This is a genomic window from Acinetobacter guerrae, assembly GCF_009372255.1.
Taxonomy (GTDB): Bacteria; Pseudomonadota; Gammaproteobacteria; order Pseudomonadales; family Moraxellaceae; genus Acinetobacter; species Acinetobacter guerrae.
Genome location: NZ_LXGN01000034.1, coordinates 264,299 through 279,600, shown reverse-complemented (window position 1 = coordinate 279,600; position 15,302 = coordinate 264,299). Strand labels below are relative to the sequence as shown.

The 15,302-nt window shown below is 37.4% G+C and carries 14 protein-coding genes; 5 read left to right on the top strand and 9 right to left on the bottom strand.

The genetic code is table 11. The features are described 5' to 3' along the window. Nucleotides 1–29 precede the first annotated feature (29 nt). Nucleotides 30–965 (top strand): aldo/keto reductase, encoded by a 936-nt coding sequence (locus tag A7A69_RS11070; RefSeq protein ID WP_152877570.1) that lies wholly within the window; start codon nt 30–32, stop codon nt 963–965. A gap of 83 nt (nt 966–1,048) precedes the next feature. Here the strand turns inward: A7A69_RS11070 and A7A69_RS11065 are convergent, their stop codons facing one another. The 3 genes from A7A69_RS11065 to A7A69_RS11055 all read right to left on the bottom strand — a co-directional run bounded on the left by A7A69_RS11065 (nt 1,049) and on the right by A7A69_RS11055 (nt 3,830). Next, complete coding sequence (locus A7A69_RS11065; protein ID WP_152877568.1) at nt 1,049–2,113, bottom strand: Gfo/Idh/MocA family protein; 1,065 nt, start codon at nt 2,111–2,113, stop codon at nt 1,049–1,051. Then, nucleotides 2,114–3,001, bottom strand: coding sequence for a sugar phosphate isomerase/epimerase family protein (locus tag A7A69_RS11060; protein ID WP_152877566.1), 888 nt, complete (start codon nt 2,999–3,001; stop codon nt 2,114–2,116). 172 nt (nt 3,002–3,173) lie between these two features. Further along, nucleotides 3,174–3,830 (bottom strand): epoxyqueuosine reductase QueH, encoded by a 657-nt coding sequence (locus A7A69_RS11055; RefSeq protein WP_120368903.1) that lies wholly within the window; start codon nt 3,828–3,830, stop codon nt 3,174–3,176. A gap of 387 nt (nt 3,831–4,217) precedes the next feature. On the opposite strand from A7A69_RS11055, the gene A7A69_RS11050 reads away from it, so the two are divergent. From A7A69_RS11050 to A7A69_RS11040, 3 genes are read left to right on the top strand one after another with little or no spacing between them, the layout of a single operon-like run. Continuing rightward, entirely contained in the window at nt 4,218–4,574 is a 357-nt protein-coding gene (locus A7A69_RS11050) for an iron transporter (RefSeq protein ID WP_152877564.1), read from the top strand. Further along, complete coding sequence (locus tag A7A69_RS11045) at nt 4,574–6,379, top strand: PepSY-associated TM helix domain-containing protein (protein WP_152877562.1); 1,806 nt, start codon at nt 4,574–4,576, stop codon at nt 6,377–6,379. Before A7A69_RS11050 ends, A7A69_RS11045 begins: the two co-directional genes overlap by 1 nt. Then, entirely contained in the window at nt 6,376–6,717 is a 342-nt protein-coding gene (locus A7A69_RS11040) for a DUF3325 domain-containing protein (protein WP_044435260.1), read from the top strand. Before A7A69_RS11045 ends, A7A69_RS11040 begins: the two co-directional genes overlap by 4 nt. 94 nt (nt 6,718–6,811) lie before the next feature. On the opposite strand, the gene A7A69_RS11035 is transcribed toward A7A69_RS11040, so the two are convergent. Together A7A69_RS11035 and A7A69_RS11030 are read right to left on the bottom strand one after the other, a co-directional pair. Beyond that, nucleotides 6,812–7,612 (bottom strand): DUF4198 domain-containing protein, encoded by an 801-nt coding sequence (locus A7A69_RS11035; protein ID WP_152877560.1) that lies wholly within the window; start codon nt 7,610–7,612, stop codon nt 6,812–6,814. 139 nt (nt 7,613–7,751) lie between these two features. Next, a complete protein-coding gene (locus tag A7A69_RS11030; RefSeq protein WP_120368908.1) occupies nt 7,752–8,978 on the bottom strand; it encodes a GGDEF domain-containing protein in 1,227 nt (408 codons plus the stop codon). A 668-nt stretch (nt 8,979–9,646) separates the two neighbouring features. On the opposite strand from A7A69_RS11030, the gene A7A69_RS11025 reads away from it, so the two are divergent. Then, entirely contained in the window at nt 9,647–10,384 is a 738-nt protein-coding gene (locus A7A69_RS11025) for an iron-containing redox enzyme family protein (RefSeq protein ID WP_152877558.1), read from the top strand. Between the two features lie 60 nt (nt 10,385–10,444). Here A7A69_RS11025 and A7A69_RS11020 read toward each other — a convergent pair whose 3' ends face one another. The 4 genes from A7A69_RS11020 to A7A69_RS11005 form a co-directional block, all read right to left on the bottom strand. Further along, nucleotides 10,445–12,445, bottom strand: a complete 2,001-nt coding sequence (locus A7A69_RS11020) for an esterase/lipase family protein (RefSeq protein WP_421721589.1) — start codon at nt 12,443–12,445, stop codon at nt 10,445–10,447. Nucleotides 12,446–12,574: 129 nt separating this feature from the next. Next, nucleotides 12,575–13,504 (bottom strand): ABUW_2363 family tetratricopeptide repeat lipoprotein, encoded by a 930-nt coding sequence (locus A7A69_RS11015; RefSeq protein WP_120368911.1) that lies wholly within the window; start codon nt 13,502–13,504, stop codon nt 12,575–12,577. A 111-nt stretch (nt 13,505–13,615) separates the two neighbouring features. Further along, on the bottom strand, nt 13,616–14,428 hold the full coding sequence (gene cysE / locus A7A69_RS11010; RefSeq protein WP_120368912.1) for a serine O-acetyltransferase: 813 nt from the start codon (nt 14,426–14,428) through the stop codon (nt 13,616–13,618). Then, the gene (locus tag A7A69_RS11005) at nt 14,421–15,281 is read right to left on the bottom strand and encodes an RNA methyltransferase (RefSeq protein ID WP_152877554.1); all 861 of its coding nucleotides are present in this window, start codon (nt 15,279–15,281) and stop codon (nt 14,421–14,423) included. Before A7A69_RS11005 ends, cysE begins: the two co-directional genes overlap by 8 nt. Nucleotides 15,282–15,302 lie beyond the last annotated feature (21 nt).

Here is a 15,302-nt window from a genome sequence, read left to right as displayed (position 1 = left end):
ACCCATCATAAAACAGCATAGAGGGTATGATGAATCAATCTTTAGAATTTTCTAAAATTATTTTTGGCGGTAACATATTTGGCTGGACAGTAGGTCAGCAGCAATCTTTCAAATTACTAGATTATGCACTGGATCATGGTATTAATACCATCGATACAGCGGATATGTATTCGACTTGGGTTGAAGGACATCAGGGAGGTGAATCAGAAACTGTAATAGGGCAATGGTTACAGCAAACACCTTCACATCGCGATAAAATTACCTTAATTACTAAAGTGGGCGCTCCACTTACAGAAGACAAAAAAGGGCTATCTAAAAAATATATTAAACAAGCAGTTGAGGCTTCTTTAATGCGTTTAAATACAGACTATTTGGATGTATATCTAAGCCATTATCCTGACGAAAATACACGCATAGAAGAAACTTTATCGGCCTATGCGGATCTCATCGCTGAAGGTAAAGTGATAAAAATTGGTGCGTCTAATTATTCGGGTGAACAATTACAACAAGCATTGGCAATAAGTGCGTCACAGGGTTTACCCAAATATGAAATCTTTCAGCCAGGTTATAGTTTGGTTGAGCGTGAGCAATACGAAACAGAATATTTACCGACCTGTGAAGCGAATCATCTAAAAGTGATTACCTATTTTAGTTTAGCAGCGGGGTTTTTATCTGGAAAATATCGTCATCTGGAACAGCTTAAACAGTCAGCCCGAAAACGTCAGTTAGAGCGCTATTTTAACGAACGCGGTCTGAATATTTTAAATACCATGGATCAGCTAAAAGAAAAGTATCAAGCTGAACTTTCTGAAATTGCTTTAGCTTGGACAATGGCACAACCACGTATTACAGCGCCAATTGCGTCGGCAACCTCAACCGCACAGCTTGATTCCTTTGTAAAAGCAATGACATTGCAATTGGATTCTGCCGATATTAAATGGCTGAGTCAGGTAAGTCAGTACTAAAAAACTATTCTGGACTAAAGAAAGGGAAAAATAAAAAATAAATAAAGAGGTCAATAATAAATGCTTGACCTCTTTTTTATGAATTAGGCAGATTTAGCCAATAAGTTTAAAGGCTCTAAATGAACTGTACGCTGTTCTTTGGCGGATTGTTCAATACATTCTAAAAGTTGAATGTTTTTAATCGCATCTAGCGGCGAAGAAATCGGCTTTGCATGACCATCAATCACATCAAGAAAATGTGAAAGTTGCGAAATATACACGTCTTCCTTTTTATTCGGTTCAATTTTATTTTTGATTAACTGTGTTGCCCAACTCTTCGGTGTTTCTGTTGGATAGTTCCAATATTCCAGATTTGGTATACTGAGTGCCCCTTGTGTACCACTGATAAAATAGCAATTCTGATCGGGAGAAGTGGCAAAACTAGTTTTATTTTCTTCTGAATTTTGATCCCAACCCCATGGTGAAACAGCAGCGTCAGATGCCATGAGTGAACCTAAAGCGCCATTTTTAAAACGGACTAAAATCGAAATGGTATCTTCTACGTCTAGATGGCGATTTTGATGCGATGTCATGGCTTGAACAGATTCAATTTCACCATTCAAATAACGCATTAGATCCAGATCATGTACCAAATTGATGGCTAATACACCTGCACCTGCTTTACGATGCCACTCAATATCAAAATATGGATCAGGTTTATATACCGACCATAAAGCATTAAAGGTATTAATTTGACCTAGTGTACCTTTTTGAATCAGCTCATGCACCTGCTGAATGATCTTGTTATGTCGTCGATGATGTCCGACCAAAATCGGAACCTGATAATGCTGTTGTTTTTCAATCAAATACAACGCTTCTTCAGTATTTAAAGCCAGCGGTTTTTCTAGCAAACTAGGAATTCCTGCTTGCATACATTGAATAGCGGTACTGACATGGAAACGATTTGGATTGGCAATCACTACACCATCAATTTGTATTTGATTTAAAAGCTCATCAAAATCTTTAAAAATTGGGATCTGATATTCTTGGGCTAATTCATCTGAAAATGGATCACATACTGCGACTAACTCTGTTTCAGGATGTTTTTGAATAGTTTGAGCATGTTTCTTGCCCATAACACCTGCCCCAATAATTGCAATCTTTTTCATTTATACCGCTCCTTGCTGTTGTTGTAGGGATGTTCGTAGTTGTTTTAAATAATAGATACTGTCTTGAATGGCCTGTTGTTCAGCGCCATTTTGCATATAGTCAGGATGCAAATAATCAATTTCAAGTGCCAACAACCCCTGATAATCATGTTCAGCTAACCATTGCAGTGTTTTTTTCAGAGGAATCAGACCTTGTCCAGCGGGTACACTTGGCCAAAATGCAAAGGTTTTAGGATCGCCTTTATAAGCAATGACATCTTTGATATGTGTGGCTTTAGCAAAAGGCAGCATCTTTTCGATGGCTTGCCATGGGTCTTCTAGCATGCGTAGATTGTTTGCAGTATCTAAACAGATACCAAGATAGGGGGAGTCAATAGTTTGAATCAAATCAATAATTTCATCGGCGTAAAAGTCAACATGATTTTCTAGCGCAAGAACCAGATTGAATTGTTCAGCATAAATCACAGCTTGTCGTAGTAGCGGAATTAAAGCATTTTTATGGCTTTGCCAATCCGTCTTTGGACGTGTTTTACGTCCACCAGCGCAAATGCGCATGACTTTAGCACCAAGTTGCTGCGCAATCTTGATATGCTTGTACATATCTTGCATCATTTCAGGTTTCTGACCTGAATATAAACCAGAAGGATGTCCCCATGCCCAGACTAATTCTAGTTGATGTTGATCTAGCACCTGTTTCAGCTGTTGAATTTCTTGTGTAGAAGATTCAGCAAACATAAAACTTTCGATGGAAATCCCTTCAATTCCAAAAGCAATGCATTGTTGTATACAATCGAATAGGCTCATTGTATGCAGAGGACTATGTTCCAAGTCTGGATAAATTTCACCGAAATAACGATGAAAACAATAACTATCGATGGCAATTTTCATATCTTTGCGAGCTGATATCCGTTTTGTATTTATTGATTAAATGTAGTTCGTCACATCCTTATACAATCGATACTAACAAAGATATTAAATTTATGGAACATTGTTCCATAAATTTAAGTAAAAACTTTCTCAAAAAAACAGCTTAAAAAGCTACTCCTTATACACAAATAAATTAATCTGAATCTGTAGCTGAATAAAACTTCACCCCAAGTTTAATCCGATCACGTCCCTGACTCATGCGCCAGCGATTACTATCACGAAGCGAATAAACGCAACCGCAATATTCTTGTTGATAAAATTCTTCACGTTTACTGATTTCCAGCATTCGAGTCGCACCGCCATTTTTACGCCAGTTATAATCCCAATAGTGTATATCTGGATAATGTGATGCAGCACGAATTCCACAGTCATTAATTTGTTGCATATTTTTCCATCGAGAAATGCCCAAGGAACTACTAAAAATTTTAAAACCGTGTTCATGGGCATACAGCGCCGTGCGCTCAAAACGCATATCAAAACACATGGTACAACGAATACCTTTTTCAGGTTCGTTCTCCATTCCTTTGGCACGTTGAAACCAGTTGTCTGTATCGTAATCACAATCAATAAAAGGAATATTGTGCTTTTCGGCAAAACGAATATTTTCTTCCTTGCGAATCAAATATTCCTTAACAGGATGGATATTTGGATTATAAAAAAAGATGGAATAATCGATTTCAGAATGCAACAAAGTTTCCATGACCTCACCTGAGCATGGCGCACAACATGAATGTAGTAATAATTTATCAGCTTGCTCTGGAAGTTCGAGTTTAATACGCGATTTGCTCATGAAAACAAAATAAAGAATAAAATAGTTTTTTAAATTTAACTCAAATAATTCGAAGTAACCTGAAACTTATTCATGCAAAGTTGAGTGATATTCATTTTTGTGTTGCGATTAAAAATATAGATCTTACAAATCAAAAAATTAAGATAAATTCATGATAAAAGACTTACAGAAAAAGGAACTTAATCTTTATAAATGTCGAGTTGAGACAATAGATAGTCTTTATTTATTCAAACTTATTAGACTGTAAGTGTTTATTTCTTTTGATTATCTTTGACTTGTAGAAAATATCCACAAAGTCTCCATAATTTTACTATAATATAACAACTAATAATGATTCTTGTTATTGTTTCTATTTTTTTGTTTCAGACATATCAGGGGATATTGCATATGTCTAGTTCTGAGTTAACACAACAGTCATCTGTTCAGGTTCAACAGGTGCCACGGTCTAAACGTGCATCTAAAACCACACCTATTTCGTATCGTATTCAAATTTTTATACGTTTTGTGGTTGCGTTATTTGGAGGTTATGCACTATCTGCTTTATTGGCCGTCGTGATAAGTTTGGCGTTTAAAAATACGCCTACCAGTGCGGTCATGACGGCAACCATGCTCGCTTTTATCTGTCATGTTTGTGTCTTTATTTGGGTGTTTTTGCAGCATTCATTGATTAAATCGATTATGAGTGTGATGATTCCTTTGCTGATTTTGACTGTCATCTACTTGGGCTTAGGAGGTACATCCTAATGCGCGTAGATGGAAAGGCCGAAGGCCCGCGTCAGTCGATGTCATGGTTACACACTTGGTCTAGTTTGATTTTGGGTTGGTTGTTGTATGCGATTTTTCTCACAGGAACTTTGAGCTTTTTCCAAAGTGAGATGAGCGTTTGGATGAAACCAGAATTGCATCAGTCTTTACCACCTCAGTCACAAGTGCAACAAGTTCAAACGGCATTAAATTTTTTACAACATAAAGCCCCAGACGCAGGTGCATGGAATATCAATTTACCTTCATCACGTCAAACGACGACTGAACTTAATGTTCGTGGTGCGAATGAAGATCCAAGAGCACGTCGTGGTGGTGAACGTATTACGATTGATTCCAGTACGGGTGAGGAAATTAAAGCGCGAGAAACCCGTGGTGGTGGTTTCTTGTATCGTTTTCATTTTGAACTTTATGGCATGCCACGAATTTGGGCACGATGGATAGTCGGCATAGCCACATTGATGATGTTTGTTGCGATTATCAGTGGTGTGATTACTCATAAGAAAATTTTTAAAGATTTCTTTACTTTTCGTGCAGGCAAAGGTCAACGTTCATGGTTAGATGCGCATAATGCAACCGCAGTACTGGCTTTGCCTTTTCATATCATGATCACGTTTAGTGGTTTATTGCTACTGATGTATATGCTGATGCCTTGGGGAATTTCTTCTGTATATCCTGATCGTATTCAATTTTTACAGGCACAGCGTGCTGAAATGTTAGGTGAAAAGCCATCAGAACTTCAGGAAGGTGGCGGTAGAGAAGGGCGTAGCGAGCAAAGCCAAAATCAGGGCAATCGCAATACGATGGCAGGTCAGCAAAATCGATCTCAATCAATGCAATCGGGTGACAGAGCATCTAATCAGGCTGAACCACGCCGTGCTGACGGCAGGCAGCAAGACGTTAAAGCGCGTCGTCATGTAAATTTGCAAGCTGCTGAACTGACTGATATTGCACCTTTAATGTCGTATGCACAGAAAAAATGGCCAGATAACACGGTTGGTACCATCAGTATTATTCGTCCAAACACGACTAACAGTGAAATTGAGATTAAGGCGCTGTATGCTGAAAGCGTACTGCACCGTAATGTTGTTCCAACTCTGATTTTTAATGGTGTCACAGGTGAGTTGGTTTCAGATGCGAAACCTGTTTATATTTCAGTACCCACAGGAATATATAATGCTGTGACCGTTTTACATGAAGGTCGTGGACTAGATCTTGGACTAAGGTGGTTGCTGTTTATCTCAGGAGTAGTTGGTACCTTGATGGTCGCGACTGGGCTGATTTTGTGGTGTGTTAAACGTGCGCCGCAACAAGAAAAACAGGGCTTTAAAAGTTTTGGCTTTCGTTTGGTTGAAAGCTTAAATATTGCTGCGATTATTGGTTTGCCTATCGCGATTGCCAGTTATTTTTATGCAAATCGCCTTATTCCTGCGCAATTGGAAAATCGTTCTGATTTGGAAATTAAAACCTTTTTCTGGATATGGTTATTTACGCTTATTTATGCTGCTTTACGTCCTGCACGTCAGGCATGGCTTGAATTACTTACATTGGCCGCGCTGATGTATTTGTGTATTCCTGTCCTCAATGGTTTGACGGATGGGCGTGCTTTATGGAGTAGTATCTATCATGAGCAATGGATGGTCGCAAGTTTTGATTTGGTCTGCTTATTTTTAGCAATCCTGTTTATCTTTAGCTTCTTTAAGTTAAAAAAACATAAAGGTACAGTTAAAGTTAAAAAGCATATTCAGACGAAACAAGCTTTGGCAGAAGCGGTTGAGGAGGCATGATGATTTTTTTCATACTCTATATATTATGTCTATGGGGATTTGTGGCTTTAGCTTCTTATCTAGATAAACACCAAAGCCAAATTTATCAAAAAGTCTTATCTCGTCAAAAAGCAAAATGCGCTTTAGTGGTGGGCTATATACTCATTACAATGGCTTTAATTATTGCGATCAAAATGCTTAAAGCTTCAATTGGCATGAGTTACTGGTTTGGTATTTTAACTTTAGCTGCATTAACAGTAGGTTGGACATTATCTTATCAATCACAGCGTTTTTTTAAAGTGATTGGTGGTCTCAGTGTGTTTAGTTTTATTGGGATGTTACTTGTAGCACTTAGCTAATTAAACAGCAAATAATCGAAGTTTTAAAAAACCCTCAAATTTAAATTTGAGGGTTTTCTTTTATATGATGCAAATTAATACTTTCTTTTGAGTATTATTGAGCTGCTACAGCCACACTAATAATGGTGTAGTACTGATTCTGTGGCTTTTGTGATGGATCAACCGATTCTGTGACTTCAATCAGATATTCTCCTGCATGTGGAAAAGTGATTGCCGCATTACCTTGTTCATTGGCTTTAAACTGTATGATCTGCTTGTCTGATGCACCTTTGGCACGAACATTGACTTCTGCATGTTTAAGTGGCTGCTGTGACTTGCTGATTTTTAAGTTTTCTGGTTGATTGGCTTTTAGTTGTGTTGGATTATGACTAAAAACAACTTGAATCGGTGCTGTACCTGTCGTGCTAAGCGGCGTTGCTTCACCTTTAGTTACATAGCTTTGTAGTGTCCATTCACGCGTAATTTTTTCTGAACTGTATTTTTTATTTTTAAAATCGTCTGGAATCAAGTATTCACGCTTAGACTTTTCACCTGCTTTATCAGCAGGAACTTCAAATAACATTTTCCATTGCTTTTGATCTTTTGCATAGGTCAAAGGGAATTGGGCTTTAGTTTCTAGCAAATAAGTGCCTTTAACTGGTAATGCTAAATCTGCCACACTGACCGATTTTAAAGTACTGGTGACTTCAATTTGGGTGCTTTCTTGTTTGGGATTAATCACTGTAATTTTAGCATCTTTTAAAGCGTGTTCACTATTTAAAGCTTCCTCTGCGTAGCCTGCAATTAAAGGAATCTGTGTATTTTCGGTATGATAACTTAAGGGTGCTAAATATGGTTCGTGGGCAAAAGCAGAGCTGGTAAGCATTAAACATGCAAGAAGTTTTATTTGATTCATTTGGGATATCCCGTATCAGAGCGATAAGAAAATTTTAAAGCACGACATTATAACTAATAATCATTATCATTAAATGCTTTTGATGATTTAAGTTCGGCTAAATCATTAAAATAAACTTAAATTTCGATAAAAAACCAGATTAAATCATTTCAACCGTAAAACTCATTTTTGCAATCTGGAACTGATTACGACCACTACTTTTTGCAAGATACAAAGCGTGATCTGCTTTGGCTATGAATTCGGATATATCACTATCTTTTTCTGGGATGATGGTCGCGACACCTGCACTAATGGTGACATGAGGGGAGACTTCACTACAAGGATGGAGTATTTCAATATTGTTAATTGCATCCATTAAGCGTTTTACATGTAAAACTGCTTCAGATTCATCTGTCATTGGAAATAATAATAAAAATTCCTCTCCACCATATCGTGCTGCAATTTCACCACTTCTAGATACGAGAGAAGCAATAGTCGTGGCGATTTTTCTTAAGCATTCGTCACCTTGAATATGGCCTAACGAGTCGTTATAGTTTTTAAAAAAATCGATATCCACCATCATGACCGTGATCGGGGTTTGATAACGTATTGCTCGGCTCCATTCTGTGGATAAAACCTCATCTAAATGGCGTCGATTGGCTAGTCCAGTAAGAGAATCTAATTGCGAAAGTGCAGATAATTTTTGAGCTTGCTGGACTAACTCCAGTCGATTATGCTCAATAATACAATCCTGCAAATAATTTTCACGATGCTGTCGGTCTGTCGCATAGGTCAGCGCCATCCCTAAAAAACTACTAAATGTGTAGGTTCGATTCAGTAAAGTCCAATCAATTGAACCATTCAAAGAGTTACTGATGACAATTCCAATAAAACCGCCCAACCAACCTGCCAACACAGCGGTATAAAATCGCATTCCGACAAAAGCATAAATAATGACAACTGCATACATCATAGCTGCATGATATAAAATACTGCTCTGGCCATGCTCTAGTACACTAATCATAATGAATGTAATGGCAACGGCAGCACAAGAGCCTAAACAAACATAATATTCAAAATAAGTATTCAGTTTTTTGACAAAAGACAAAAGCCACGCCAAAAAAATGATAGCACCGACCCAGCCATAATACGAAAACCATTGATAAACTTGTTCTTGAGGCAATGTTTGATAGATACCAAAACATAAAAAAGCATAAAGACCTAAAATAATAGGCGCACGAAAGCGAAACTCATGGGCTGCCTCGATTTGATATTGTTTACGATAAGCAGTCTCAAGCTGTCTTGGAAACCAGACAATATTTAAACCACGGGCAATCAAATGATCAATTTGTTCACGGGTTAATATATTTGAGCCATGTAATCTCATCGTTTATTTCACTCTCCTTGCGACTGCTAAAATTTTTATATTTCATCTCATTCTATGTTTTAATCTTTTTAATTAAAGAATAAAAGTATGATATGAACAGTTAATAATATAATTTTTGCTGAAAAACAGTTTTAAAATAAAGTATTTAAATACGATAATAATATAGTGATATAAAAATAGAAATAAAAAAATTAAAAATAAATTATTACAAATTTTGATAAATTTTTTTGAAAATAAAACGTTAAGTCCTTTTTTAATTGTATAAGTGAATTAAATGGATAAATTAAAATATTTTAAGAATATTTTTATGATTTAAGATTAATTGTTACCTAAATTGTCACATTCTAACCAAATTTAAATAAATTGATAAAGTGTTTGAATCATCAAGTTAATTAAAAACATTTTGAATTGATATGATTTTTATCAATGATAATGAGAATTATTTCACAATATTTTTACTCATATCAAAAAAAGTTGAGTAATAGCTTTAAAAATATATTCTCTATTATGTAAATAATAGGTAATATATTTTTTCATGTGAGTCATTGTGCTTGAAATTAAAAAATTGACTCCGAGAAAATCAATAAAATTTTTGAATTTCGTATAGATGATAAGCAATTATTTTGAATGGCTTGGTTACGGTCGATCATATTAAAGGGAAGATAATCATGGGAGCACTGACACAAGGATTAACACTTGAGCTTACCCCGCATTCAACTTGGGCTCAACAATTTTGGGATGATCTTATTCCTGTAAAGGAGCGAGTAAGCCAACATCCTTTATTTGTTGAGATGGCAAATGGTCAGCTCAGTCTGAACAGTTTTCGTCATGCGCTACTTAATTTTTATCCACTGGTTGCTCATTTTCCTTCATATATGGCACTTGCTTTATCAAAAGCAACAGATTTTACCCAATCGGGTGTTACGGAAAGCCGAGATTGGCTTATTCAAAATATTAAAATCGAAGAACGGCATCTCAATTGGTATCGTGATTGGGCAGTGGGTTTTGGATTGACAGTTGATGAACTGGACCGTGTACAACCACCTGTAGCCATGAATGCAGTAAATCATTTTTTATGGAATATGAATTATCGGGGATCATTAGCAGAGTCTCTAGCAGCAACCAATCTAGCGATTGAATGGGCTACAGGAGACTGGTCGATTCAGGTGTATAAAGGGATTAATGCTTATATTGATCATCCTGAAGTGAATATAAATAAACGTTCACTCGCATGGTTACGTGCGCATGCACATTATGATGATATGCATCCTTATGAAGCTATGGAACTGATTAAAAGATTATGTGATGATCAACCTGAATTACAGAAAAAAGCATTTAAGGCAGCACGAGAAGGGCTTGAGTATTACGAGTTGGCTTTGGATGCTTGCTATAAACCTAAGATTTAATACATAAAACTTAATTATTCAAAAAAGGCTCTGTAATATAAAAACAGAGCCTTTTTTTGATCATTTGATATTGTGATCAATTAAATGTTGGCGAAGGATGCGTCTGAGTTCAAGGACGGCTTCAGGTGTTTCCTGAATAGAATGTCCTCCTTTAATGATAACTTCTGACTTTGCCCCATCCAGATGCGCACTTTTGTAAGGAACAATGCCATCAGTCATCACATTTGGATCATCGCTATTGGTTTTATTCCCGATAATCGAATGGAAAACAAAACCTTTGGGTGGGTTGATATTCTCGGTTAAGGTCATAAATTTAGATTTATGACTTAAATCACTTGGTCCATTTTGAATGAGTCCTTTGTCAATCTGAGTCAATAAATCCTTAGCATCAATTTCCTGACTGGTAATCGTGTCTGTGACTGCACCTAAAAATGCACCAGGTAGCTTAATAATTTTACGTGCTGCACGGGTAAACCATAGATCTGCAAAGTCTGTACCACGATGCGGTGATGACATAAAAATCGCGCGATCAAAGTTGCTGATAGGTTGAATTTTTAAACGCTCTGATACAATTGGATGTTTTCTAAGCTTTGCTTGTTGATATGAGCTCATCATAGATAATGCCTGCTTTGAAATATCGGCATCACTTACTAGTAATCGACTAATAATTCCACCCATACTATGCCCAATCAAAACAGCATCTTTATCGGCAGAATCATTAGGATTGAGTGTACCAAATGCTTGTTTTAGCAAAGCATAAATCTGGAAGCGGCTCTCAAGAATAGGCATATTGGTCGAGTAAAATACTTGCCAGACCTGATAGTGTTCACGTAAAACACTGTCTCCCATAATATCATTGGTCAATGCAATCCATGCCTCAGGACTACTTGCCAAACCATGGACTAAAACAATCACTTTTTTATTTGGATTGTAAGGTTCAAGCATATAAAGATGCGGCATAGTTAATCGTTCTTCACGATCAATCAATGTTAAATACGCCGCTGCGCCCAGATTATTTTCTGCTAACCATAAACCATAGGGTGCTGAAAAATTTGCAGCTAGGGGATAGCTTTTATCTGCAACATCGACATTTTCAATTTTATAAGGATCGTAGACTTGTATTACAAAATTTGGAGAGTTGATAATTTCATCTACGGTATTGGCCTTAGTGGGTCTGGCAACAATGGTTGCAGATAAATAGCGCGCTTTATGAATATTTGGATTTACGCCATTTTTGTAAGAAAAATCAAGTGGATCTAGAATATATTTATTATCAGATTTTTGATCTGATTCAGGAAATACCACTACAAATTCTGAACCGAAACCATCACGACGGTTAATGGTACGTAGTCCAGAAAAGTTTAAATTGTAGCTTGAAATAAAACGTTCAAGTTCCTTATTTTTTAGGAGTGGATAATTATCCAGACTAATACTGTAGGTGCTATTTCCAATTTTTATACTATCAGTTGCTTTTTTCGTATTTGAACGTTGTGCACTCAGTGTGACTAATTTTGCAATTGCCTGATTATAAAAGTCACGGATTTGAACTTGACGGTTATCAAAAATACGATCTACAGGTTTACGTTTGGTTTTAAATAAATAGGCATAACTATAACGAATACTTTTATCCAACATTTGTAGCTGTTGATTTTGACATTCATTATAGTCTTTTTGGGATTGTTGTTGATGTACTTCTGAGCGATGCTTAGTAAGCGTACTAACCGTACACGCAGAGGATTTATCCAACAGCATGGCTTTCGCTAAATATAGCTCACTTGCGGTGGAGAGAAATTGTTCATCAACAATTTCAGGAATCATCTTAAGTTCATCCACACAAGAGCTTGGATTATCTGTGCATACTTTGGCTTCGCGACCTGACATGGAAAGGACGTTGAGGCTTGCCTCACTCAATTTGTCCTGCATCAGGATACTATTACGTTCATTGGCAATAGTTACATTAAGCGCTTGTTGCTTGACACTTACGACTTGGCAGCCACTTAATAATGTAAGTGAAAAAGTAGAGACCAAAATTAAATAACTATTTTTTTTTCTGAGGTTCATCATGGTCGAGAGATAAAAGTTGATTTGATCTTAATTCGATCATACGTGATTTGAATGAATTTTCAATTCGCTAAAAAATTTTTTTATAAAAAAAGGCTGTAAAAACAGCCTCATTTTAATTTGATGAATTTATGATGCAGGTTTGGCTGCAATCGCTGGATTATTTAAAACTTGCCAAACATTCCAGCGTCCCTGTTTTTCAATTTCGGTAAGCAAGCGATCAGCTACTTCGGCTTCGTCAGGATATTTGATTTTGTAGTTTTTGAGGGTTTGAATCGCATTCTTCTTTTGTTCCATTGCAATGTAGTTGTTCACTGAAGCTAAATAAGCCTCTTGTACACCACCTTGCATTGCTTTATTCAAATATGGAATTGCTTCACTTTGACCGCCGCCTTCAGATAAACCGAAACCAAACCAGAAATTTGCTTCTGCATCATCTGGGTTAATTTTGAGTAAACGTTGTGCATAAGTTAAAGATTTAGTGGTGTAGGCTGAACCTAGATCTAGATTACGTCCTAATACACTGGCTTTAAAAGCGCGAATCAGAATGTCAAATGATGCATTTGGATTGGTCGCAAGCGTATCTAGGTGTTGTGACACTTCTTTTAATTTACTTTCGTAACCTTTACGTTCCTGACGATCTGTAAAACGCGGTGGATAATGACGAGCTTTGCCTTCAACCAATTGTAAAAAGTCATCTATATCGGTGACATCGAGTTCATTCTCACCTGCAAGCACTGCATACTTCATGGCTCGTGTATTGTTATTCACCGTTGGAATAATCAGTTTATTGACATCAAGAGTAATTGTTTTTGATGGATCACTCGGATCAGTGACCGCCATTTTATTCACTGGCTGTGCGGCTGCGGCTTTTAATGAAAGTTCAAAGGGAGGAGGAGCATCATAATTAAATGGATTGAGGGCATAGAAAGGGGGTGAAACTTCAGGTTCTGTAAAAACAAAAGGTTCAGGTGCATTATTTTTTTTGACAGCAATCGGACTACATGCGGTTAATACTGAAGCTGCGAGTAGTGTATATGCCAAAGGCTTAAGCATCATAGAAACGTCCATTCTTTGTTGTTTAAAGTTAAAAAGATGTTTGTCGAGCCAGTCTAAAAAAAGCCAGACAAACATGCAATGAGAGACGTGTTACAGTATTAAACGAATTGTTCATGCTTTAGACGAATTACTTTGAGCTTCGCATTCACGTCGAACTTCTTCAATAATTTTCAACTCTTCTTCGCTAAATGGCTGTTCTTCCTGATTCTGCTTTTTAAAAGTCGGATCAAGTAAAGATAAGCGTTGGCACAAAGTATTCATGCGCGCTTCATTGTTTTGGATACGATCGAGCAAAACACGCATACCCTCTAAAATAGGATCGGTCTGGTCGCTGGTCGTTGCATAAGGCTGAAAACCAATACTTTCGGCATAATTACGTCGACGTTGTTCTTCTTCATTTTCAGTGGCTTTGTCTTTATAGATAAAGCGTGCAGGATTGCCCACTGCTGTAACGCCCGCAGGGACTTCTTTAGTTACGACTGCATTTGAACCTACTTTTGCACCTTTACCGACTGTAAAAGGCCCCAAAATTTTTGCGCCTGCACCCACAATCACCCCATCTTCAAGCGTTGGATGACGTTTGCCTTTATTCCAAGTCGTACCACCTAAAGTTACACCATGATACAGCGTAACATCATCGCCAATTTCAGCCGTTTCACCAATAACAACCCCCATACCATGGTCAATGAAGAAACGTTTACCAATTTTGGCGCCTGGATGAATTTCAATCCCTGTTGCGAAACGGCTAAAAGTCGATAATAAGCGAGCGCTACTTTTACAGTCTTTTTCCCAGAGTTTGTGCGCGACACGATGCATGATCAGTGCGTGAATACCTGGATAGTTAGTAATGACTTCTAAAGTATTGCGAGCAGCTGGATCACGCGCAAATACAGCCTGAATATCTTCTTTGAGCTGTTTAAGCATTGGATTGATCCTCTTTATCTATTGATGTTTTTTTCCATGTGCCGTGACTTAAAGCTTGAACACGACTAAATATGCCACGAAGTAAATGATATTCCATACGATCTAATTGTATACGTCCAAATAAACGACGCAAGCGTAAAGGTAATAAACGTGGATTTTGTGGATCAAGGAACTCAATATCGACCAACATTTTTTCTAAATGCGGATAGAATTCTTCCATTTGTTTGTGATTGACCAAAGGTTCATCCCAATCCATTGCTGTGTCAGCGGTAACAGGCATTTGCTCAACATTGGTATTTTTTTGTGATTCAGTCTTTTGTTCATGCTGCTGTAAAGTTGCCATACGCATTTCATAGCAGACCACTTGAATGGCTTGGGCCACATTGAGTACACCATACTCCGTATTGACAGGAATGGTCAGATGATAATTTGCCAATGCCAGTTCTTCGTTGGTTAAGCCTCGATCTTCACGACCAAATACAATCGCAACTTCCTGCTGTTTTTCTACAACAGATTGCATCGATAGCTCCGCGGCAGGACGTACATCCAGTAAAGGCCACGGAATGGTACGACTGCGTGCGCTCGTGCCAAACACAATATGACAATCCTGAATTGCTTGCTCAAGTGTGTCCACGATTTCAATTTGTTCAATTAAATCCTGTGCGCCTGCTGCAAGCGCATCAATATCTGGATGAGGATAAGTTTTGGGTTTGACCAGAACCAGTTTACTCAGTCCCATGGTTTTCATGGCCCTTAATGCACTACCAATATTGGCAGGTAAAGTGGTATTGACCATGACAATTCTTACATGCGACAAAGATTTTGAAACTGACGCATTGTCAGATGTATTCATAAATGACCTAGCTTTAAATTT

Coding starts and splice junctions, on each gene's coding strand:
- A7A69_RS11070 (WP_152877570.1), top strand. CDS start 30: ATGAATCAATCTTTAGAATTTTCTAAAATTATTTTTGGCGGTAACATA.
- A7A69_RS11065 (WP_152877568.1), bottom strand. CDS start 2,113: ATGAAAAAGATTGCAATTATTGGGGCAGGTGTTATGGGCAAGAAACAT.
- A7A69_RS11060 (WP_152877566.1), bottom strand. CDS start 3,001: ATGAAAATTGCCATCGATAGTTATTGTTTTCATCGTTATTTCGGTGAA.
- A7A69_RS11055 (WP_120368903.1), bottom strand. CDS start 3,830: ATGAGCAAATCGCGTATTAAACTCGAACTTCCAGAGCAAGCTGATAAA.
- A7A69_RS11050 (WP_152877564.1), top strand. CDS start 4,218: ATGTCTAGTTCTGAGTTAACACAACAGTCATCTGTTCAGGTTCAACAG.
- A7A69_RS11045 (WP_152877562.1), top strand. CDS start 4,574: ATGCGCGTAGATGGAAAGGCCGAAGGCCCGCGTCAGTCGATGTCATGG.
- A7A69_RS11040 (WP_044435260.1), top strand. CDS start 6,376: ATGATGATTTTTTTCATACTCTATATATTATGTCTATGGGGATTTGTG.
- A7A69_RS11035 (WP_152877560.1), bottom strand. CDS start 7,612: ATGAATCAAATAAAACTTCTTGCATGTTTAATGCTTACCAGCTCTGCT.
- A7A69_RS11030 (WP_120368908.1), bottom strand. CDS start 8,978: ATGAGATTACATGGCTCAAATATATTAACCCGTGAACAAATTGATCAT.
- A7A69_RS11025 (WP_152877558.1), top strand. CDS start 9,647: ATGGGAGCACTGACACAAGGATTAACACTTGAGCTTACCCCGCATTCA.
- A7A69_RS11020 (WP_421721589.1), bottom strand. CDS start 12,445: ATGAACCTCAGAAAAAAAAATAGTTATTTAATTTTGGTCTCTACTTTT.
- A7A69_RS11015 (WP_120368911.1), bottom strand. CDS start 13,504: ATGATGCTTAAGCCTTTGGCATATACACTACTCGCAGCTTCAGTATTA.
- cysE (WP_120368912.1), bottom strand. CDS start 14,428: ATGCTTAAACAGCTCAAAGAAGATATTCAGGCTGTATTTGCGCGTGAT.
- A7A69_RS11005 (WP_152877554.1), bottom strand. CDS start 15,281: ATGAATACATCTGACAATGCGTCAGTTTCAAAATCTTTGTCGCATGTA.